The organism is Paenibacillus sp. FSL R7-0210 (genome assembly GCF_038009085.1).
GTDB lineage: Bacteria > Bacillota > Bacilli > Paenibacillales > Paenibacillaceae > Paenibacillus_AQ > Paenibacillus_AQ silagei.
The window spans coordinates 5,329,795-5,352,377 of the sequence record NZ_JBBPAR010000001.1; the positions used below are offsets into that span (position 1 = coordinate 5,329,795).

Consider the following 22,583-nt stretch of genomic DNA (forward strand, 5'->3'; position numbering starts at 1 on the left):
ATTTCAGATTATATGAACCAAAGTTCATATTTGTCAATTAAAAAAATGAACTTTGGTTCAACTTTTATTGACAGCACAAAACCGCTCCACTAAAATCTGTACTATGAGGGGGATCTTACGATATGGGTGGAACAGAGGACAAAATTAGAACTCCGCAGCAGGAGCGCAGTATACGAACCAAGGAAGCCATTATCCGGGCCGCGATGAAGCTATTCTCGGACAAGGGCTTCTATCAGACGAATACCAAGGAGATTGCAGCCGCCGCCGGGGTCTCGACCGGGAGCTTCTACTCCTATTTCGTGGATAAAAGAGCCGTATTCATTGAGGTGCTCCACATGTACGGGGATGAGCTGCTCGCCAGAATCGATGATTCAATGTCAGAAATTAATTTCAATACGATTGAACGTACGGACCTGATCCTGCATCTGATAGACACGCTTCTGCTCTCGCATAAGGCTTTTATCGGATACCATAAGGATCTAAGCATTATGTATCACAGCGATGAGGCCATCAAACAGTTGATGGATGCCCAGTACGAGACCGGCCGACTCAAAACGCTTACCTATCTCCAGATGGGGCAAGACGAGCTGAAGACCGGGGATACGGAGGCAGCTTCGATCATTGTGTTTGAGTCTGTGAGCGCTATTGTCGACTTCATCTCCTTCTCCCCCCAGCGGATCACCGTGGACCGGCTGAAGTCAGAGCTGGTTCATATGCTGGTGCAATATCTGTACAAGTAGACAGAACCAGTGATTTCTCTATACCTCTGCACGCCAAATAACCCCACAACATATAGATTCTCGCCAAAAAAAGAGCAAGCCCGCAGGTTACCCTGCAGCTTGCTCTTCTCTATTAACCCTTACGGATCAGCGTTTATCCTTCCAGAAATTGAGCGGCTCCATATCCTTCGTAATGAGCTTGAAGGTATAACCATCCTTCTTCAGCTTCTCCAGAATACGCGGCAGCACCTTGAGTGTAGCCTTCTGGTCATGCATCAGAATGACCGGATTGGTCTTGGACGCCTTCAGCTTGTTCACCTGATCCATCACGGTGTTATAGATTCTGTCGCTGTTCTGTTTGTATTTCCAGTCATAGGAATCCACGTTCCAGTCCCAGAGATGATATCCCTGCGTCAGGACTTTATCCCTGAAGGACTTGGTGAAATACGGCTTGCTTCCGTATGGCGTACGGATCAAGGTGGTGCTGGCTCCCGTCAGCTTCTTCAGTGTCGCATTGGCCCCCGACATCTCGGCAAGCGCCGCTGCCGGTGAAGCATAGAACTTCTCCTGGCGGTGGGTCACGCCATGCAGCGCTAAGCCATGGCCTTCTTTCGCAGTCCGCTTCACCTGGGCGGGATGCTGATTCATGTTGTTCCCCAGCATGAAGAAGGTTGCCTGTACGTCATATTTACGGAGGATGTCCAGCAGGTCGCCAGTCGTGGCTGACGGGCCATCGTCGAAGGTCAGGTATACGGTCCGGCCCGGCTTGCCCGGCTCAGTTGGTGTAACCGGAGTCGCTGGATTCGTTGGAGCTACCGGAGCCTCCGGCTTCAGCTCGGCAGCATATTTATCGGTGAAGGCTGCATCGGTAAGCTGCGCCGAGCCGTCCTTCACACGAAGTAAATATTTATCTCCCGCATAGGAAATGCTATACCCGAGGTAACCGCTGAGCTTCAGCGGAGCCATGAGTTTGCCGTCCTGTACGAAAGTGCTCATAGGCACGGCAGTCCCATCCTTCAGTACCGCACCTCCGTCCTTGCTCAGCAGGGTAAGCGAACCTGTCCCGCCGGCTACGTGAATCCCGTCCGTCAGGCCGGTAAGGGTCCATTTCAGCTCATCCGCAAGCGCGCGCAGCGGTACATAATAGGTGCCTTTTACGGATACAGCTTCAACCTTGCTTAATTTATCGTTGACTCCGAGTTTAAGAATAGTGCTATTACCTTTAGCGTTAGCCGGGACCTGCACAAGCCCCATAATTAGGAATAAAGACATGAATAAGAGCAGAATTTTCTTGATGCGCACAGCAGCAGTCTCCAATCTATGTATATTTGTCTATCACTTTATCATATATACTTTCAACGTAATTTGAGAGATTGTAACCGCAAGCTAAGAAATTGTTACTCTTATGCAATGATAAATGAGGGTTCGCCATTATTTTCAGAAAGCACGCAATTCTCGTCGAATGCTGTCACAGCAGGCGTTACACGGTTAAATCAGCGGTTTTTGGCACAGAATAATTGTGACAAATTTAATAACAATATCGGAATTTTGAACAAAAATTGAACAACCTTAAAATTAGCTAAAGTGCGCCACTACAGTGATCTTTATCATACCCTTAGGGAGTTGTAACAATTTGATCACACATATTTAACTTGTTCGCCATTTTTAAGGTCTATTTTATATATTTATACAAAATATGTATTTTGCATTATGGGTAAGTAGTTCTTACTATAGATACAGATCAATGTACTTCCGTTAATGAACGGCGAATGAAAAGTAGTATTGAAGGAAGGAGTTCTATATGAAAAAAAAGGGACCGTTATACGCTCTGTTTCTAAGCCTGATCCTTCTCCTGCCGGGATGCAGCTCGATCGCTGTTCTGAACCCGAAGGGGCCGTCTGCCAGAACGTTATCTGACACCATTATCCTCTCAATTATTGTAATGCTTGGTGTTCTGGCAGTTGTCTACATCCTATACATCTTTGTATTGGTGAAATACCGTGCGAAGAAGAGTAATGAGGGTTACATTCCAAAGCACGAGGAAGGCAATGTAGTCCTTGAGGCGATCTGGATTATTATCCCGATCATTATCGTAGCCTTCCTGTCTGTTGTAACCGTCAAGACGACAAACGAAGTGGAGAATGTGGCTGCGGATTATAAAGATCAGACTCCGCTGGTCATCTATGCTTCCTCCTCCAACTGGAAATGGCATTTCAGCTACCCTGAGGAAGGGATCGAGACGGTGAACTACGTGAATATGCCGGTGCATCGTGCGGTAGAATTCAGAATGTACTCATTCGGCACCATTACCAGTCTTTGGATTCCACAGCTTGCCGGTCAAAAGTACGCCATGAGCGACATGCTGACAACGCTTCATCTCTCCGCTGATACGGAAGGCTCTTATATCGGAAAGAATGCTAACTTCAGCGGTAAAGGCTTCGCCCACATGGAATTCGAAGCACTTGTTCTGAGTAACAAAGGTTACGAGGACTGGGTGAAGGAAGTGAAGGAAACTGCACCTAAGCTGACGGAGGAAGAATTCAAAGGCCTGCTGGCCACGGATTACCTCGGACGCAAAACGTATTCCTCCACCCATCTGGAGTTCAGCCCTCCTCCGGGAAATCACGGAGATCATATGAGCGGCGGCGGCAAGGAAATGGATATGGACAACGGCAATCCGGAGCATCAGGATAACAAGGAAATTCATCCGTCTCCCGAGCCGTCCAGCGGAACGGAATTCGACAGCAAGCCTGATCCGGAAGTCGATCAGCCGCTGCCAAGCTCCCCTGTCGATGAAAGCACACATGAAGGACACTAGCTCTCTGAAGAGCTTAATGCAACACACTGAAAGGAGCTACCCTAATGGATTTGGACAAATTTAAGGTTCACGGCGAACCCTTGATATACGGGGCCATGATCAGTATTGCACTGGCAACCATCGGGATTCTCGTAGGGCTTACCTATTTCAAGAAATGGGGCTATCTGTGGCGCGAATGGCTGACCACGGTTGACCACAAAAAAATCGGGATCATGTACATCCTCGCGGCGCTGCTGATGCTGTTCCGCGGCGGTGTAGATGCGATGATGATGCGTCTGCAGACGGCTGCGCCGGAAATGAAATTCCTCGATGCGCAGCATTACAATGAGGTCTTCACCACCCATGGTCTGATCATGATTCTCTTCATGGCCATGCCTTTTATCATCGGTCTGATGAACGTAATCATTCCGCTGCAGATCGGCGCACGGGACGTTGCCTTCCCGCGGCTGAACGCGGTCAGCTTCTGGCTCTTCTTCATGGGCGCCATGCTGCTGAACATTTCCTTCGTCATCGGCGGCTCGCCGGATGCGGGCTGGTCAGCCTACTTCCCGCTGGCGAGTCTTGAATTCAGCCCGACCGTAGGGAACAACTATTACTCTCTGGCCCTGCAAATATCCGGTATCGGTACGCTGATCACCGGGGTTAACTTTATCGTAACGATTCTCAAAATGCGCGCACCAGGCATGACGCTGATGAAGATGCCGATGTTCACCTGGTCCGTACTTATCACCAACGTTATCATTGTCTTCGCCTTCCCGGTTCTTACCGTAGCGCTGGCGATGATGATGTTCGACCGCCTCTTCGGCTCCCAGTTCTTCACGATGGCCAACGGCGGGATGGATATGCTCTGGGCCAACCTGTTCTGGGTCTGGGGACATCCGGAGGTCTATATCGTTATTCTTCCGGCCTTCGGTATTTATAGTGAGATTATCGCCACCTTCTCGAAGAAGAACCTGTACGGCTATACCTCCATGGTATTCAGCATGCTGATCATCTCGCTCCTGTCCTTCCTTGTATGGGCGCACCATTTCTATACAATGGGTCAAGGTGCCATGGTCAACAGCTTCTTCTCAATCACAACGATGGCCATAGCAGTACCTACCGGGGTCAAAATATTCAACTGGCTATTCACCCTGCGAAAGGGCAGGATTACCTTCACGACCCCGATGCTGTACACACTGGCCTTTATCCCGATCTTCACGATCGGCGGGGTAACGGGCGTCATGCTGGCAATGGCCAGCGCCGATTACCAGTATCACAACACGATGTTCCTGGTGGCGCATTTCCACTACGTGCTGATTCCGGGTGCCGTGTTCGCCGTCATCGCCGGCTTCCACTATTGGTTCCCGAAAGTGTTCGGCTTCCGCCTGAACGAACGGCTGGGCAAGCATGCCTTCTGGTGGATCATCATTTCCTTTAACGTAACCTTCTTCCCAATGTTCTTCCTGGGACTGATGGGAATGACACGCCGTCTGTATACTTATTCTAAGGAATCAGGCTTTGGTCCGCTCAATATGCTGAGCTTCGTCGGGGCCGTCGGACTCGCGATCGGCTTCGTGATCCTGGTCTACAATATTTACTGGAGTACCCGTTACATGCCGAGAGATACAACCAACGATCCTTGGGATGGCCGGACGCTCGAATGGGCTACACACAGCCCGATCCCGCTCTACAACTTTGCGATTGTGCCTAAGGTTGAGACGCGCGATGCTCTATGGTCTGCGAAGCACGATAATATTCCGCTGTACACAGAGACCAAATACACCAAGATTCATATGCCTAGCAACACCGGCAAGCCGTTCATATTGGGTGTAGTCTTCTTCTTCCTCGGCTTCTTCCTGGTCTTCAGCATGTGGATTCCGGCGATTGTCTCGGGGATTGGAATCCTGGTTGTGCTGGCCTTCATGTCCTTCGATAAGGACCAGGGCTACTACATTCCTGTAGAAGAGATTGCAGCTACAGAAAAGAAACTGATGCGGGGTGAGACTGTATGAAAATAGATGCGTCCAAGCCGCTCGAATATTCAACGGAAGAGAACAGTAACAAGATCTTCGGCTTCTGGGTCTTTCTCGGAGCCGAGATCCCTCTCTTCGCTACGCTGTTCACTGTATATTTCGTAATGGTTAACCGCTATGCCAGCGGACCAAGCGGCAGCGAGCTGTTCGAGATCGGCCCGGTGCTGATGGAGACCTTCCTCCTGCTGTCGAGCTCCTTCACCATCGGTCTGGCTGTCCATGCCATGCGGCACGGCTACAAGAAAGCCATGATGGTCTTCATGGCGATTACGCTGGTGATGGGTCTGGCTTTTGTCGGTATTGAAATCGACGAGTTCTTCACTTATGTACATGAAGGAGCTACGCTGCAGACCAGCGGCTTCCTCTCCAGTCTGTTCATACTACTGGGAACGCATGGTCTTCACGTCAGCTTCGGTCTGCTGTGGGGAATTGGCATTATGATTCAGCTGTGGAAGCGCGGCATTACTCCCGCTACCGCCAACAAAACGTTCATCTTCTCCTTGTTCTGGCACTTCTTAGACGTGGTCTGGATCTTTATCTTCAGCTTCGTCTACCTGAAAGGACTGATGTGACATGATGAAGCAACTATTCCCTATTAAGCATGTGATGGGTTATGTAGCCTCTCTGGTCCTCTCTGCCGCTGCACTGATTGTAATTTACGGAGACCTGTCCTCCAGTGCCAATATGGTGGTGCTGCTGGTTACAGCGCTGATCCAGGCCTCCTTGCAGCTGTTTGTGTTCATGCACATCGGAGAATCGGCCGATTCCAAAAAAGAACTGTATATCAACATCGCATACGCCATGTTCGTGGCTCTGGTCACCATCTTCGGCACCCTGTTCATCTTCGTATGGGGCTGGTATGCTTAGCATGTAAGAAGCAGAGGAGCATTATGCTCCTTCTAGTAATCTATAATAAAAGCGGTCCGTATCCGGTAAATTTACCGGTGCGGACCGCTTTTTTGAATTTTAAAGATTGCCATCATGTTGTTGTTCTACTTTAACTGGACTATACTGCTGCTGCTCCCGCTGTCATCCCGCTCTGTATACGCAAGCTGCTTGCCCGAGGGGCTCCATGAGGTGGTCATCGTTCCATTGCTCTCCGCAATCTGGACGGACTTGTCAGAAGACAGATCGTAGACATATAAGGTATTATTCGTTGTCCCGTTCTCCTCAATAGTTACACTATAGGCAATCAGCCGCTGATCCGGGGACCAGGAGACGGCCCCAAGCTCGGCGCCTTCCACCAGGGTCCGCGGATTCTTACCGTCTGTGCCGCTGAGCAGCAGCGACTGGGTAGTCTCCTTATATTGCAGGATCAGCATTTGTTCTTCGTCAGGTGAAGGGATTACGCTGCTGGTACCCGGAATATTCAAGTCAGCCTTCACCTTAGTATTCAGGTCCAAGCTATGCAGTGAGTCCTTCGAATTACTGGTGTAATAGATCTTATCCTTGATTTGTCTTACAACAATCAGACCTTCCCCGCCTAGTCCCTCCACCGGGGCAATCTTCATTGAGGTAGCCGTCGCTGTGTAAGCACCGCCGCTGTATGCAGGACCCACTACCGTATCCTTATCCGCCCACTCGGCCCCCATCGCTCCGGCAATGGCATCGCCCTTGATGGTGAACGTCTTCTTGGACCCCAGGTCCATTACATTGTAGACTGGATCACCCAGGGAGAATTCACTATAGAGCAGAAATAACTGATTGGCGGATAGCTTGGCATCCCCCAGCATCATGTTCGCCTTCTCTGTAATCATTTCGTATTCGCCGGTATCCGGATGGAAGAAATACAGGCTCTGCGGATAGGAACCCTTCAGCTCTCCTGAGCTGATCGGCCCCAGCTTATCGTTCTGCTTGGACACGACAACGGTTCTATCGTCCTTCCAGTCGGAAATTGCTATTTTCTCATACTGTTTACTTTCCCCTACCGTTACCCCAGCAGCTTCAGCAGGTGCCGGTGTAACCTTTGGCCCTTCCGTAGGCTGGGCAGAAGCTTCTACAGGAGCCGCTGTTGGCTGTGGGCTGGGGCTAACCGCTGGAGCACTAGCCTGATTCGAGCTACAAGCTGCAAGTGTCATTAACAAGGCTGGAACTATCGCCAGCTTCCATGTTCGGGTGTTCATTATAGAGACCGCCTCCTTGAGATTAATAATAATACGTTCAAAAGCCCGGCTCCGCCGAAGATGCCCGGGAATCTCCAGGGTTCCTCGGCCGAATCGGGCCGGGCTGATGTCTATTATAGCCGTTACAGCCGGAACCGGGCCAGATGCTTCTGCAGGTCCTCGGCCAGGGTAGCCAGATACTGTGCAGAGGAGGACATCTCTCCCATCGCGGTCAGCTGCTCCAGGCTTGCTTCACTGGTGCCCTGAACGTCTGCGGCGCCTTTGCGTGAGATTTCATTCACCGTTGACATGGATCTGGCCACTTCCTCCGATTCCTGCGCGACATGGCCGATGACCTGTGTAATCTGCTCTGTCTGCTCACTGGCGGCCTGAATGGAGGTCTGGATCGCCGTAAAGGCTTCGGATACCACCTCACTCTGTGCTACACCGTGAGAGACAATCCCGGAGCCTTGCTCCATCGATTCTACAGCACTGGCGGTCTGCTGACGGATATGGTTAATGATCTCTGTAATCTGCAGCGAGCTTGTTCCGGTAGCTTCCGCCAGCTTGCGGATCTCACCGGCAACTACAGCGAAGCCACGGCCATGCTCGCCTGCCCGGGCGGCTTCGATGGAAGCATTCAGGGACAACAGATTGGTCTGGGTCGCAATCTCATTAATGGTTGTAATGATGGTGTTAATCTCTTCGGACAGGCTACCCAGGTTGCCGACAATCTGGCGGCTCGCCGAGACACTGGAGTCAATCTCCCGCATCTGGGCCAGAATCTGTTCTACTGCATCTACACCGCGTTCCGTGGAGGAGGCAGCCTGCTCCATCAGGCGGGTCATTTCTTGTCCGCTATACCGGGCTTCGGCAATCTCATAGGACATCGTCCGTACAGACTGTGTAGTAAGGGTAATGCTCTCCGCCTGCACATCGAATCCGGCTGCGATCTCGCCTGAGGTCTCAGCGATCATCTGTGAGGCGTGCGCGGTCTGGTCGGCACTGGCGCTCATCTGCTGGGAGGAGGCCGAGAGAATCTCGGCACTCTCCGAGACGCCGCGCATCATATTTTTCAACCCGTCCAGCATGGTATTGAACGATGTATTAATCTGGCCGATCTCATCCTTGGACCGGTAAGCGGCAGAGGCCGTCAGGTCCCCTTCTTCCGCCCGCTTCATCAGCCCCTGCAATTCCTTCAGCGGTCTCGTAATCAATCTGGTGATGATCACACTCAGGACAATACTGAGCAGCAAGGCCAGCGCAATCAGAACGCTGCTTAACGTAACAGAGCTCTTGGCACTGTCAGCCGTCCGTGTATTATGGGCAGACGCATCCTGAATGAATAACGTCGCTGTCTCTTCTAGCAGCCGGACCATTTTGTCACGCAGCTCGTTAAAGGTCCGGCCCGTGAACACCTGATACCCTTCGTCGTTAAGATCGTTATCGGCCAAATGGATAATATTGTCACGCTGTGAGCGGTAATCCGGCAGCAGCAGGGTATATTCGTTCACATAGGCTGCAATCTTGTCATTGTTAAATTCAATCTTCCTCAGTTCGGCCATCAGCTCATTGTTCGTCTGGATATTCTCCTGAATTCTCGCCTTCAGCTCCTGCTTCTTCGCGTCATCCGTTGTAATCAGATCCTCCAGCAGAAAAGACTCAATCGCCCGGTTATTCCCGCGGATCTCCGTTACGAAATAAATCGGCTGCAGGTTCTGCCTGTATGTCTCTTCAGACCTCTCAGCCATTCTGGTTGTCGTCAGGATACCCGTTGTTCCGATCCCGATTAGTAGTAGAATAACCACTGCGATCAGTACAATCATTTTATGCTTAATCTTCAGATGTCTCATTTCCTGTTATCCCGCCTTCTCGATATCTAGCTGTAACCTTACTTATCGGAGAATAACATCGAATTGTTGATGGCCCTGCTAAGAAATTTGTCGAAAAAAGAAGAAAAATATCGTTTTGGTAGAGCGTTATCCATTAATTATAATTCTATTCACTCTTGAAGCAAGCCATATTTCTTGCGGAATCTCTGCAGCACCTTGGTCCAGCCTCCGGCCAGCACCGCTAAGAAGAATACATTCGACAAGGCATGGGCCAGATCGAAATAAAAGCTTGCGGCAAACGTAACGGCAACCAGCCGCCAGCTAAAGGCATCCGGCAGACTGAGCAGGACCCAGATATTCATAATCCAGCCGAACAGGAACCCCCAGATGAAGCCAAACACCAGCAGCCCGGCCCGCTGGCGCAATAGCCAGCTCCTCCGCAGCCACCCGGCTGTAAGTCCGGTCATACCCCAGGCGAACATCTGCCATGGCGTCCAGGGCCCTTGCCCGAAGTACATATTAGAGACCAGCGCAGCGACTGCTCCGATAACGAATCCCGCCTCTGCCCCGAAGACATAAGCGGAGAGGATGACAACGGCCGACACAGGCTTTACCCCCGGTAATGCGGCAAAAGGAATCCGGCTGACAGCTGCAATAGCGGACAACACCGCTAGCAGCACAAGTTCACGGGACTGGAGCGGTCGGCGCTCCAGACGGATGAACAGCGGCAGGAGAGCTGCCAGCAGCAGCACCACGCTAAGCAGCACATAATGCCGGTCAGTGAATGCTGCGGTAAGCGCAAGCCCCGCGATGAAGAGTCCCAGGGCAATTAGCAGCGGTATGCGGAAGCGGGCCATGTGCGAATCACATCCTCTATTGTCAATGCCTGCGGCAGCCAGTCCCGCACCATCCGGTTGACTGCCGTGGTATAGAAGTAGTTGCTGCTGAAGAACTCCGCCGGTGTGCCTTCCGCCGTAATCCCCCCGTCAAACAGGAGAGCGCAGCGCGAAGCATGCTTAGCCGCGAATTCTACATCATGCGTTACGATGAGAATACTGATCCCCTGCCCGCGCAATTGCTGAAGCAGGGCGGCCAGCCTGTCTTTGGCGGCCGGATCAAGCCCCTTAGTCGGCTCATCCAGCAGCAGAATATCCGGCTTCATCAGCAGCATCATGGCAAGCGCGGTCTGCTGCTGCTGCCCGCCGCTGAGGTCATGCGGATGACTCTGCAGCACCTCCCGGAGCTGGAATACCGCCAGCAAAGCCTCAATCTCGCTTGCTGCTGCCTCTGGCGTTAACCCGGCGTAGCTCCCCATATGCTGCAGCTCCTCGGCTACCGTATCATAGCTGAAATAGAGCAGCGGATTCTGTGCCAGCAGACCTGTAGTCTTGCCCTTGGCCAGCTCTATCCTGCCGCGCTGCGGCTTCATCAGCCCGTTCAGCACATGCAGCAGGGTGGACTTGCCCGCACCGTTTCCGCCCATGACTGCCAGGAGCTCCCCCTGCTTAAGCGTCAGCGAGAGCTTCCTCAGGACCTCCCGGCCCTCCTTCTCATACCGGAAGGTTACTTCGCGGCAGAAGAGGAGAGTCTCTGCTCCGGCCGCTTGGAGTTCCTCTGACGAGGATTTCACGGATACTCCGGCGGGGGGTGGAGGTGAATCCCCCTCTGGAACAGATTGCATGCGGGAAACGAGGGGAGTCGTCCCTGCCTCCCTATTCAAGTTATTAACCAGTTCAGCGCCTGCGGCAGCGTCCGTTCCTGCCATCAGGGCATGCAGCCAGCGTCTGCCCTCACGCACGGTCAGCGGAATATTCTCCGGCGCAGCGGAATCCGCTTCCGGAGCAAGCGACAAGTACAGGCGTGAGGCGGCTGGCAAGTAACGCCCAGCGGAAGTCAAGGCTCCGCTGCCGGTCTGCCGGGCGAACAGGCGGGGAGCGGCATCTGCCAGCAGCTTGCCGTCTTCCAGCATCAGCACCCGATCGGCCAGCGGCAGCACCTCCTCCAGCCTGTGCTCGCTGATGATCACTGTGACCGCCATTTCCTCGTTAAGCCGCTGCAGCGCCATAATGAATTCCCGCGCAGCAACAGGATCAAGCTGGGAGGTTGGCTCATCCAGCAGCAGCACCTTGGGCTGAAGCAGCAGTACTGAGGCCAGGTTCATGAGCTGCTTTTGTCCGCCTGACAGCTCATGTACCGGACGGTAGAGCAGCGGCTCCAGCCCGAACAAGCCGCAAATCTCCGCCAGCCGGGTCCGCATGACAGCAGGCGGTAGCCCCAGGTTCTCCATGGAGAAGGCCAGCTCATGCCAGACCGTATCCATCACGATCTGTGCATCCGGGTTCTGGAAGACCATCCCGATCTCCCCGGCGGCCACCGCTGCCGGAAGCCCGGACAGAGGCTGCCCTTTGTAAGTCAAGGTTCCTCTGGATGAACCCACCGGAGTGAGCTCCCGCTTCAGATGACGCAGCAGGGTGGTTTTGCCGCTGCCGGACGGGCCGCAGAGCACGACAAATTCCCCCTCTTCTATGACGAACGATAGCTCATGGAGCGTGTCCCTGTCTTCTTCAGGGTATCGGAAGGATAATTGCTGTGCTTTGAGGATCTCCATAACCATTTCTCCTTTCCTTCCAGTCCCGCAGGAATCAGCACGAACAGGCAGAAGCTCCCGTACATGACGGCCTCCTGCCAGCCGAAGTCCGCTGGTCTCATCCGGGGATAGATCTCCAGCTTGCCGTAGCCCTGCACCCAGAACAGCAGCGTAACCACACCGCTAACGGTTAACAGCAGCATCACCAGCTTATCCTGCAAATCAGCCTTGTATATCGTGTAAGTGCTACGTTTGGTGCTGCCGTAACCACGGGCTGTCATGGAGTCTCCAGTCTGGAGGGCTTCTTCCAGCGACCAGGTCAGCAGCACCTTGAGCAGCGTCATTCCATCTGTCATTCTTTTCTTAAGGCTTCCCGTACCGGTATCTACCCCGCGCAGACGCTGGATAAGCGTAATCTGGCGCAGCCGCCGCTGGAACAGCGGCACGAACCGGATAGCCATCAGCGTCAGCAGCGCCGTTCTCGGCGCCGCCGCCGCGAACAGGTACATGAACTTATCTGTAGTCACCGTGTAATTGTAGGATATAAACCAGATGAAAATAGTAAGCAGCATTGTCATCATCATCAGCCCGTACAGCACAGCCTCCAATGTAATAGGCTGATCCAGCCAGTAGAACAGAATATGCGCCCCTCTATGCGAGAACAGCGGGTTCAGCAAGGCCACGGAAGCTGCCATCAGCAGCATAAAAGGCAAGCTGCGCAACAGCAGCCGCCCTTGGCCCTGCAACAACAGAAGTGCCAGCAGTCCAGCTATCTCTGTAGCCAGAAATAACGGATGGAAGACCAGCAGAGTGAACAGCAGCAGCCCTGCATAATACAGCAGGGCTACTACCGGATGCATGGAACGAAAGCCGCTGCTCATGGCGCTTTGGCCCCCAGGTCTTTGCCTAGATCAAGTGTATACAGCCACTCGATGGTATCCCCGGGCTCGACGATCCAGCTACCCGCAGCCTTGGAGGGAAATTCTCCATTGACCTTGTACATCCAGCCGCTCTCTGCCCCGTGATCACCCTCGTACAAATTATCTATACCTTCCACATAAGCAAAAGCCTTGCTGCCCTGAAATTCCATCTGGATCTTCTGTGCCCGTGTAATCCGCTTCAGCAGGTCCAGCACACTCTCGCCCTTCTTGATCTCGTACTGGGCAGCGGCCAGAATCACGCCATGCTCCTCATCTCCGGTGATGGAGAGGGTAACCACGTTGTCCGGCTTTGGCGTGGCCGCCGCAGCGGGCGCGGGGGTCGGCGGCTTGGGTGTGGCCGCCGGGGACTTGGCGGGCTTGCTTGCGCCCGCCGATGGCTGCGTCGTCGCTGCGCTTGGCGACGCCGGCTTGGCGGGCTCGCTCGCGCCCGCCGAAGGCTGCGTCGCCGCTGCGCCTGGCGACGCCGGGGACTTAGCGGGCTCGCTCGCGCCCGCCGAAGGCTGCGTCGCCGCTGCGCCTGGCGACGCCGGCTTGGCGGGCTCGCTCGCGCCCGCCGATGGCTGCGTCGCCGCTGCGGCTGGCGACGCCGGAGCTGCCGTACCTTCCGCAGGGGCGGATGGTACGGCAGTGCCCTCAGCGGCTCCCGGCAGCGGAGCCGCTTCGTCTCCAGGCCGCAGCGTCTGCGCGGCCGGGGTCCCGGCGGGCGGCTGCGGGCCGCCGCCTGCCTGATCCGGCTGCCCAGAGGAGCAGCCGGGGAGCAGCAATACCATCAGCAGGAGAAGCAGCGGAGCCAGCCTTCCCCGGCCTCTTTTGACTAGATAGAACATTACCTGCACACCTCCACAAAAAGGGAAAAGAACGGGGGCCAGTCAGCCTGTTCCCCGTTCCTTCATACACCTTATGCTTACTTTTCAAGACATATCCGAACTAATTCCAAGCAAAATCGCCTGTCTAATGGGCCTGCAACGCTTCAACAACCCTATACGCCTCAACTACTCATCGGCACGGGGGCGTTAGTTAGATTTTCTACACTTAATTATTCTTGTTACGCACCTGTATAGAAATTAGTTGGATTTCAGGCATCTAATTCTGCCCACAACCCATCATACGGGAGCTTCGGGCGTGAATAAGTGTTGTTTTTCCAACTAACTCCCGCTTTGCAGCAAATCCTGCCAAATTAGATGTCATTTATCCACTTATTGTCCGCCCCAGCGTACAGCACCCATCCTGCAGCGGAATGGAAATTTCAACTAAACTATACCATCCCCTACTCTTACTCAACTATGGCAATCTAACCGCTACAGCAGCAGCCATCTCACGGGTTACCACAGCAGTAGGCTCGAATGCGCCGCCGGTACCGCTCATATATCCAAGTCCCGTCACCGTACGGACAGCGGACAATGCATAGTCGCTAATCTTATCTTCATCGCTGAATTTACCAGCCCCTGCTCCTGCTCCGGCTGATGTAGCATCCAGCTTAAAAGCTCTAACCATCATCACAGCCATATCCTGGCGCGTAACCAGCCCGTCCGGGTTGAACGTTTTGGCGCTTACGCCGCTGATGATTCCTAGCTCCTTCGCCCGGTTCACTGTTCCATAATACCATGTACCGGCCTTAACATCACTGAAGGCCCCAGCAGAAGACGCCGCAGACGGCTCGTTCCCGGTTAACCGCAGCAGCAGCGCTGCAAATTCAGCACGGGTAATATTCTTTTTCGGTGCAAACAGCAGGCTGTTCTCACTCACACCGTTCATCAGCTTGCGGTCATACGCCGTGTATACCGACTCCAGCGCCCAAGGCGAGATCGACTTCACATCACCAAAAGCCGGACGGTCCGCCGCCGCAGAAGCCACCGTTACCGGGACCGTATGACGCACGATGGCCGGGGTTTTATCCTTCAGATATCCCGTAACCGTCAGGGTATATTTATTTGCTGGCAGTCCTCCGGCCACAACAGCCACGCCCGCAGCATCTGTAACTGCTGTTTTGCCGCCGATGGTTACCTGTACGCCTGCTGCCGGTGAGGTTACCGGATCGGAGGTGAAGGTCGCCTCATTCCAGACCCATTGCTTCTGGGTTACCTGCACCTTCAGATCTTGTCCAGGCTGCGGCTGTCCGGGAGTCACGGTTACGGCATCAACCACCTGCGTGTTGTCCCCGCCATAATAGATCACAACGCGGTCATTCTCCTCCAGCGCGAAGTCGCCCATCCCTACACTTGGATAGATCCATGCTCCGCCGCGTGCGACTACATACATCCAGCCATCATATCCGCCAAAAGTACCCGCAATCACGCCGCCGATCCCCGTCACATAATTGCCTGCTTCATTGACCAGAGCCAGGCGCTTGGCTGCTGCTGTCTTATCCAGTGCCGTAAGCACATTTCCGGCGTATACGCTGCCCTCAGCCAATGTTCCATTCGGACCTTCAACTGTAACCGAGACACTTACCTGAGGATTCTTCACTGGTGTGCCGCTAAAATCAAAGAGCTTACCGCCTGTTCCAAACAGCTTGTACGCTACCAAAGCCTCCAGTGCCTGCTCTGTAGAGAGCGGATTGGAGCTGCCGCCCGCAGTGTGGGCGAACCCGCCGCCTGTAGCGCTGAAGCTCAGCAGCTTGCTGACCAGATTGATTTGGCCTTTGGTATACTCTGCTCCCGCCGGATCAATGCCGAAGGCAGACAGACCGATGATGGCCTGAGCTACACTCTCGCTGCTGTCGCCATATCCTCCGTTCTTATCCTGTGCCTTAGCCAGCCAGGCTGCCGCCCGCTGACCGGCAGCATTCACTGCCGCTTCCTGCTTATGTCCAGCCAGTGCGTTCAGCACCATCGCTGTCATATCCGGATCACTCGCACCCGTGGTCAGAGTAAAGCCTCCGTCCGGGTTCTGCTTCGCCAGAATCTCTGCCAGCAGCTTAGACTGTGTCCATTTCGCATTTGCCGGGATTGTATAGCTGCCGGAATCCAGAGCGAGCAGTGCATAGACCGGATTATTCAGCGTCTGGCCGGTAATTGCATCGTGATTGTAGAGCTTCTCAATCAGGTTATAGCCTGCCACATTCGCCGGGTCGCCGCCAAGTGCCTTAACGGCGAGCGTGATCCGGGCATAGTCCGTAGCTCTGGCAAAAACACCCTTAGCCTCAGCCACCTTGCCTTCAAGCGCCTTCAGATAGCTGGCAGGAACCTTGTAGCCTGCTTGCGCAAGGCCAATCGCCTGCCAGTCCGACTGGACTCCGTTCTTCAGCATGAACTCCGCAGTGGCATAGACCGCAGCAGTTACGCTGGCTGCCTCACTTGCGGGCAGAGCGGATACCGCGGGTGCGGAAGTCCCGCCTGCCTGTGCAGCAGCAGCTTGTCCTGCCGGGGCTACGGCTGCTCCCAGCAGTGCGAACAGCATAATGACAGCAAGTCCCAGCCGTGTGAACCTGGATGATAGAGAATGGTTCTTCATAACTAACCTCTTTCCTGAAATAGAATGGATGAATCCTGCTTCCTCCGCAGATAGAGCGGCAACCTAAAGACCGCCCTGTGCAGGGCGGCCGGGGAAGAATACAATACAGGGCGGCTGAAGGAGCCGATTACTCTCCCACACTACATACAATACAGCATATACAGCCCTCGCCAATATCAGCATCTGCTTTCACATTCTTACCCCCGAAGAATAGAAACAACAACGAAAAAGGCAGGTCTCCTGGCTCATACTTCACCGCTTCCCCCGCCTTCCCATCCCGTTAGCAGGACAGTGGCTCCTCAGGAGTTGCTCCGTATTTACAGTGGCGGGACCGCGCCGGACTTGCACCGGGCTTCCCTTTTAAGCAGATTCCTCTATTAGACATAGCCCTGCCAGCATCTGCTAGCGACAGCGCACGGCCTCTGAGGCAATCTGCACCTTTTCCCAAAGCTTATTAAATTTTAATATTCTGAAACAATCATATCTACTATTCCCCTGTATGTCTATAGACAAGCTATTTCTATTCCATCCACTCGAGTCCCGCTCATTCTGCACAAAAATCCTGAACAGCACATGCCCGCTTCCCCGGCACATCGTACTATTCAGGACTATGGAGTGACTCTTCTGCTGTTAATTAAGGCGTTGGCGGTACTAGCGGAGACAGCGGCAGCAGGCGATTGTATTATGTACATTAGAATTCGTGTAAAAGCGGCCGATAACGCATTCTGCTGCATTTTATACAATCGATTGTGGCAAATAACCCTCCGCCGGGCCAAATTCCCAAAATCTAATGTACCGAATACAACAGAACACCATATTAGGCTCGATATGCCTCATTCTAGTGTACAAAGTGCAATCGAGCAGCTTCATTCGGACACTAACACACTTAACTAATTACTTTATGCTCGTATCAGCCTGCCGAAGCGCAAATCATTGTACTACATAAAGTAGTATGCACCAGGCTCTGACCAGCCCACCATGCCGCGCTGTATGCGCCCACAGCAGATCAGCTACCGCAAGTCGATCATCAGGTCCTAACTAATCAGCATTCATTTAATCCCCTAGCTTGCTGGGGAGCTGCCGTACCCCGACTAACTAAGGTACTGTTCTAGCTCCAAACGTTATGCTTAAATGCAATCTGTACAACTAAATCGTCTGATTTACTGACAAATGTACTTTTAGCTGTATTTCGTGCATCTAAAATGCTTCCGTATCCGCTTTTTGGCCCATTCGGGCAAATTTAGTTGTATAGAATACAGTTAGGAGAGGTGTGCCTTCCTTTTTACTGTTTTTAGTTGTATAGAGTACACCTATCACTGTAAGCAATGCTACTCAGTACCATCACTTGGTATCGAGTCAAAACCATCAGTTAGTTGTATAAGTCGGCTGAGTGACTAAGGAGCGTTACTAGATAGCGTTAGTTAAAAGCGACACTCGGTAGCGTCAGTCAGTTGAGTGAGTCGGTAGCATTAGTCGATTGTGTTGGTCGATTGCATCAGTCGGTAGCATTAGTCGATTGTGTTGGTCGGTAGCGGCAATCAATTGCGGCAGTCGATTGCATTATCCGATCGCGTTAGTTAAAAGCTTACGCAGCCTGCTTGTTGCCGCTGTGTTATTCCGCGTCCGTGTCCGCTTCCGGGCTTGCGGAAGCGGACGGCTCCGCACTAGGCGCGGCTGTAGCTGTGGCCTCCGGGGCGCTGCCCGGATCTGCCGCCAGCTTCAGCGAGTATCTTCCGGCGGTGATCATATCACCTGCTGCCAGCTTCGCGCCTGCTGATAGCTCCACCGTCACCTCGTAGACGCGTGACGGAGGAGTCCCCGCCGCCGCTGGAGAGGCGGCAGCTCCACTATCCGCGCCGCTGTCTACTCCGGCGCCTGCCTCACCCTTCGCATCGCCGTCTACTCCGGCTCCTGCCTCACCCTTCGCATCGCTGTCTACTCCGGCTCCTGCCTCACCCTTCGCATCGCCTTCTACTCCGGCGCCTGCCTCACCCTTCGCACCGCCGTCTACTCCAGCGCCTGCCTCACCCTTCGCACCGCCGTCTACTCCGGCGCCTGCTTCACCCTTCGCACCGCCGTCCACTCCGGCGCCTGTCTCACCCTTCGCATCGCCGTCCACTCCGGCACCTGCTTCACTCTTCGCATCGCCATCCACTCCGGCGCCTGCTTCACCCTGGCAACTGCTAACCGTTGCCTTAACCTCGTAGTCCGTAACGCCGCTGGCGGACTCCACGCCGATCCGCTCCGGCTTGAAGGCGGAGCATTCCGCAGCATCAGTGAAGCTGAACAACAGCTTAACGCCGTTATTCTTACCCGCTTCTCCGCTTCCCTCATCACCGCTACTATTCCCGTCAGTCCCCGCGTCACCGCCGACAAGCCGGACAGAGACCGGGGCCGCTACAGCGGCTTGTCCGGTCACTGCCGGAAGCGGGCTGGGGCTGGCCACCGGCGCAGCTGTATCCTTGCCGCGTCCCCCTAGCTGGCTCAGCAGGATAACCGCCGCAATCAGAATGATCCCGAGGATGCTCCCTGAGATCAGGATTTGAAATCGGCTGCGGCTGACCCACCGCGCCAGCGGCGAAGCCAGCTGGGCGCGGGCTTCATTGTAGACAGTCTGCATAGCAGGCGTTGCTGTGTCGAGATGGTTTTTGCGGAATTCCCGGTTCTTGAACGCCTCGCGGTCGCTCTCCAGGAAGTATCTCAGCACGGCCCGCTTGTAATTCGGCCACAGCTTCTTGCCAGAGCTTGCGAACAGCCAGCTATGCTGTGACCAGTCCAGGAACCGGTACACCGTCTCCTTATCATTGCCCGCCTTGCGGACCACCAGATCCAGCAGCGCATCATAATCCAGCGGCCCGCCTTCACGTTCACTGCTGTGATAAAAGGCCAGCGGCAGCCGGTCGAACGGCTCCAGGCTCCGCGCTTCCTTCAGCCACCGCGCACCGAGCAGTTGTACATCGTCCAGCTCACGCGGCGTCAGTCCGGCAAAAATCTCCTCGTCCGGCGACTCCTCCCCGAACCAGCGGTAGGCTGCGCGTAGCGCATTCGATTTGCGCTTCGCAATCGCATCGAGCGGCGGCTGCCAATCTGCCGTATCCCGGTAACGCAGGAACGAGATCTCCAGCAGCTGCTCCATCGTCAGCTCGTCCAGCGAGAGCCGGTTCAGCAGGAAGCGGTCAGCAACCGTGCCGAGCTCCTCCATAACGGACAAGGCCTCCGGGTATACGCCGCCTCTGCGGCGCTGCTTCTCTGCCTGCTGGACCGCTTCATGAACAGCCGTTACCGCCGCTACCGGATCGGATTCCCGCTGCAGCTTCTCCAGCAGATATTCCTTGAAGGTATCCCGTACCGCTGCCTGCTGAAGCACCTCCGGAAGACTCCGGCCGAAGTGGCCCACGAGGCGGAGGATATCCGCCGTTCCGGCAGCGGCAGCCAGCCGGGATTCCAGATACGGCTCGAACAGCGCCCTGCGGAAGAGAGATTGGGACAGCACTTTTTTGAAGAACGCCTCACTAAGCTCCGCATCGCTCTCAATAATCCCGTAAGCCGCCGCCAGCACATCCTCCCGGCCCCCGGACTGGCAGTTCAGCATCCCGTTGATGAAGTAATCGACGATCTTCACCCGGTAATTATGGCCCGGCAGCGCGTAATACGCCTTGAACTGTTCCAGGATCTCCGTTGACGGAATCCCCTTCTTACGGATCAGATCATATTCGCGGTCGAACCGCTCCAGGAACATATCATTCAGCCGCACCCGCGAATCCAGCTTCCCCTCCGGCTTCAGATAGGACAGCAGGCCGCCGAGTATAGCGTTCTTGTTGTCTGTATATAGGGCTTCATTACCTTGCTCGATTTCATAAAAGACCGCCAGCTCATTGTAGAGCGCCAGCGACAGCTTACGCTCCGCACTCTCCCCGAGCAGCAGGCTGTCGGCAAACTTAGCGAAATCACGGAGGCTTCCGCCCTTCTCCACCAGCGTCTTCCAGGCCAGATCGGCATAGATCTGCCGCGACTCGCCGAAGTCGGTATTCAGGAACCTTGCGCCGGCCAGATCGAAGATATAATCCTTCTCAATATTGCGGTCGCCCGGACGCAGAGAGCCCTTCTCCACGAAGGTCAGGTGAATGTATTTGCGGCTCTGCGGCTCCTTGGCATACGTGATCACTCCCAGCCTGCGGCGGAAGTCATACGGCAGCGCAGCGAAGAGAACCTCCGTCAGCCGGGCCGCACGCTGCGACAACTCACTGATCGGCACATCCAGCGCTACATAGATTTTCTTCTTCCCGGCTACGGACAGCATCACCGCCTGCAGCAGGGCCTTGAACAGCTCTTCTGTGAATCCTAGACCTGACAGCACCGTACGCGGATCAGACGGCTCGTCCAGCTCGCGGGTTGCCACAGGAATCGAATCCAGCTCAGGCAGGGTTCCGCCAGGCTCTCCCTCATAGCTCCGGGCAAACCCCGCATGCAGCCAGCTTCCATACCCCTCGACAATCTCTTCGGAGCGGATAGGCGGCACCACGAAATTATGGGCAAAAAAAGCGCTCCGCTGACCCGTGAAATCCGCCGCCAGATAACGGCTCTCTCCGATCACTGTCTCGTTGCTCTCCGTATGGAACAGATGCAGCGCAGCCGGATACAGCTCCTCATCCTTCTCGCCGCGTGCCGTAAGCTCAGCCGGGGCATCGTAGAGGCAGAAGGGATGCAGAATTTTTTTGACAAAATTATTATCGAGACTCTCCGATTTCGCTACCGTATCGAAGCCCTCTGTAGACCGGTATACGCCCCGGCGCTCGCGGGTATACATCTGCTGGGTGATCATGGACCCTGAGAATCTGTTCACGGCCCGTCGCTCCCCTCAATATAATTCAGCTTGTGCAGCAGCCAGATGAACGGCTCATCGACCCGGATCGGACTGACTACGCCTTCCACCTTCTGATTGACCGGATTGCTGCCCAGCGCAGACACGGCGAAATATCCCGTATTGGCAAAATACACATCCATCGTATCCTTGAACGGCCGGTCCACCTTCTCAATAAAGCGCCGTATTTCACCGTCGATGTTGTGGAACTCGTTCAGGTTCAGCGTTTTGCGGTGCACATAGTTGTTGAACACATTGCTGTTCGACTTGATGTAGTCGCCATCCTCATCCTTGAGGGAGTGGAGCATATCGCTTTTGGCCAGGACGACTGCGGTCGGAATCTCGGTCTTGCTCTTCTCCTGATAAGCGATGAAATCACCGAACATAGTCAGCACCACATCACGCGGCTCATCATACTGCGATACCCACTCTCCCGGGCGGTCACCGAAGTTAATGCGGATCTTCTCCCGGACCGAACGGATCTGCAGCGGATCGACCATGAACAGAATCCCTGCGGAGTTCTTGATATGCTGGCCGTGCAAGCCCAGATAATCTTGATCGACCATGCCTTCACCGGCCACATCGAAGAACACCAGCGTCAGCGGAGGCTTGGACTCATCCTTGAACACGAACTGGAAAATAAACGGCTCCTGCATCTTCTCCTTCTGGGTAGACGCCAGAAGATCCCCCCGCTCGAACAGCGGCTCCTCATACAGGGTGCGGAATTTGCGGCTGATCTCGGCATTCAGCGGCATACAGGCTGCGTCGAAATGCCCTGCCGTTGTATGCTGGAGCGTATGGATCAGCGAGGTCATATAGACAGACTTCCCGACCTGGGAAGCTCCGATAATCGAGATAATATTGCTAGGCACCTTGCCGGCTGTTACAGGCAGCTCGTTATGACAGGACGGACAGAGCCGTCTGCGGGTCATCACTCCATAGCGGTCGGTGAGCCCGGTCAGCACGTTGTCGGTATAATGATGGTACTCCTCCGGGATATCCGCCGGATGCAGAACCGCTTCCATATCATCTACCGTATCGAGGCCGAAGCGCTCCCGGTATTTATTCAGCAGATCATCCTCACCGAGCGCATAATTCTCATCATCCTCACGGCTGTGCATGGCCCGGAACACCACTTCCTCCGGCTCAAAGCGCGTGAAGCAGAACGGGCATACAATATCGTAATACAGCGGCCTCGCTGCGGGCTGATTCTTCTTCATGAAACGGCTAAAAAAAGACATCTCTCATCCTCCTC

General features: G+C 54.3%; 15 protein-coding genes and 1 riboswitch. Of the genes, 5 read left to right on the forward strand and 10 right to left on the reverse strand.

Annotated elements, in window-relative coordinates; genetic code table 11:
• Nucleotides 1–122: 122 nt before the first annotated feature.
• Nucleotides 123–740 carry a TetR/AcrR family transcriptional regulator gene (locus MKY64_RS22535; RefSeq protein WP_036731451.1) on the forward strand — a complete coding sequence of 206 codons (618 nt, stop codon included), beginning with the start codon at nucleotides 123–125 and terminating at the stop codon, nucleotides 738–740.
• Between the two features lie 126 nt (nucleotides 741–866).
• Here the strand turns inward: MKY64_RS22535 and MKY64_RS22540 are convergent, their stop codons facing one another.
• Complete coding sequence (locus MKY64_RS22540; RefSeq protein WP_340955820.1) at nucleotides 867–2,021, reverse strand: polysaccharide deacetylase family protein; 1,155 nt, start codon at nucleotides 2,019–2,021, stop codon at nucleotides 867–869.
• Between the two features lie 499 nt (nucleotides 2,022–2,520).
• Between MKY64_RS22540 and qoxA the strand changes: the two genes are divergently transcribed.
• Genes qoxA through qoxD form a run of 4 tightly spaced genes read left to right on the forward strand, consistent with a single transcriptional unit; the run spans nucleotide 2,521 to nucleotide 6,419 of the window.
• On the forward strand, nucleotides 2,521–3,537 hold the full coding sequence (gene qoxA / locus MKY64_RS22545) for a cytochrome aa3 quinol oxidase subunit II (protein WP_076078945.1): 1,017 nt from the start codon (nucleotides 2,521–2,523) through the stop codon (nucleotides 3,535–3,537).
• A gap of 44 nt (nucleotides 3,538–3,581) precedes the next feature.
• The gene (qoxB, locus tag MKY64_RS22550) at nucleotides 3,582–5,531 is read left to right on the forward strand and encodes a cytochrome aa3 quinol oxidase subunit I (RefSeq protein WP_036731445.1); all 1,950 of its coding nucleotides are present in this window, start codon (nucleotides 3,582–3,584) and stop codon (nucleotides 5,529–5,531) included.
• Nucleotides 5,528–6,124: a cytochrome aa3 quinol oxidase subunit III gene (qoxC, locus tag MKY64_RS22555; protein WP_036693560.1), complete on the forward strand. Its 597-nt coding sequence runs from the start codon at nucleotides 5,528–5,530 to the stop codon at nucleotides 6,122–6,124. Before qoxB ends, qoxC begins: the two co-directional genes overlap by 4 nt.
• A gap of 1 nt (nucleotide 6,125) precedes the next feature.
• Nucleotides 6,126–6,419 carry a cytochrome aa3 quinol oxidase subunit IV gene (gene qoxD, locus MKY64_RS22560; protein WP_036731442.1) on the forward strand — a complete coding sequence of 98 codons (294 nt, stop codon included), beginning with the start codon at nucleotides 6,126–6,128 and terminating at the stop codon, nucleotides 6,417–6,419.
• Nucleotides 6,420–6,544: 125 nt separating this feature from the next.
• Here qoxD and MKY64_RS22565 read toward each other — a convergent pair whose 3' ends face one another.
• The 9 genes from MKY64_RS22565 to MKY64_RS22605 all read right to left on the reverse strand — a co-directional run bounded on the left by MKY64_RS22565 (nucleotide 6,545) and on the right by MKY64_RS22605 (nucleotide 22,569).
• Nucleotides 6,545–7,675, reverse strand: a complete 1,131-nt coding sequence (locus tag MKY64_RS22565; protein ID WP_340955824.1) for a TolB family protein — start codon at nucleotides 7,673–7,675, stop codon at nucleotides 6,545–6,547.
• 122 nt (nucleotides 7,676–7,797) lie between these two features.
• On the reverse strand, nucleotides 7,798–9,507 hold the full coding sequence (locus MKY64_RS22570) for a methyl-accepting chemotaxis protein (RefSeq protein WP_340955827.1): 1,710 nt from the start codon (nucleotides 9,505–9,507) through the stop codon (nucleotides 7,798–7,800).
• A gap of 149 nt (nucleotides 9,508–9,656) precedes the next feature.
• On the reverse strand, nucleotides 9,657–10,343 hold the full coding sequence (locus MKY64_RS22575) for an ECF transporter S component (RefSeq protein WP_340955829.1): 687 nt from the start codon (nucleotides 10,341–10,343) through the stop codon (nucleotides 9,657–9,659).
• A complete protein-coding gene (locus tag MKY64_RS22580) occupies nucleotides 10,316–12,094 on the reverse strand; it encodes an ABC transporter ATP-binding protein (RefSeq protein ID WP_340955831.1) in 1,779 nt (592 codons plus the stop codon). The genes MKY64_RS22575 and MKY64_RS22580 overlap by 28 nt, the downstream gene beginning before the upstream one ends.
• Nucleotides 12,010–12,954, reverse strand: coding sequence for an energy-coupling factor transporter transmembrane component T (locus tag MKY64_RS22585; protein ID WP_340955833.1), 945 nt, complete (start codon nucleotides 12,952–12,954; stop codon nucleotides 12,010–12,012). Before MKY64_RS22585 ends, MKY64_RS22580 begins: the two co-directional genes overlap by 85 nt.
• Nucleotides 12,951–13,841, reverse strand: a complete 891-nt coding sequence (locus tag MKY64_RS22590; protein ID WP_340955835.1) for a DUF4430 domain-containing protein — start codon at nucleotides 13,839–13,841, stop codon at nucleotides 12,951–12,953. Before MKY64_RS22590 ends, MKY64_RS22585 begins: the two co-directional genes overlap by 4 nt.
• Nucleotides 13,842–14,295: 454 nt before the next feature.
• A complete protein-coding gene (locus tag MKY64_RS22595) occupies nucleotides 14,296–16,467 on the reverse strand; it encodes an S-layer homology domain-containing protein (protein ID WP_340955837.1) in 2,172 nt (723 codons plus the stop codon).
• A gap of 213 nt (nucleotides 16,468–16,680) precedes the next feature.
• A riboswitch (cobalamin riboswitch) is annotated at nucleotides 16,681–16,874 on the reverse strand.
• 1,205 nt (nucleotides 16,875–18,079) lie between these two features.
• Entirely contained in the window at nucleotides 18,080–21,310 is a 3,231-nt protein-coding gene (locus MKY64_RS22600) for a GAP1-N2 domain-containing protein (RefSeq protein WP_340955839.1), read from the reverse strand.
• Nucleotides 21,307–22,569: a hypothetical protein gene (locus tag MKY64_RS22605; protein ID WP_209877174.1), complete on the reverse strand. Its 1,263-nt coding sequence runs from the start codon at nucleotides 22,567–22,569 to the stop codon at nucleotides 21,307–21,309. The genes MKY64_RS22600 and MKY64_RS22605 overlap by 4 nt, the downstream gene beginning before the upstream one ends.
• Nucleotides 22,570–22,583 lie beyond the last annotated feature (14 nt).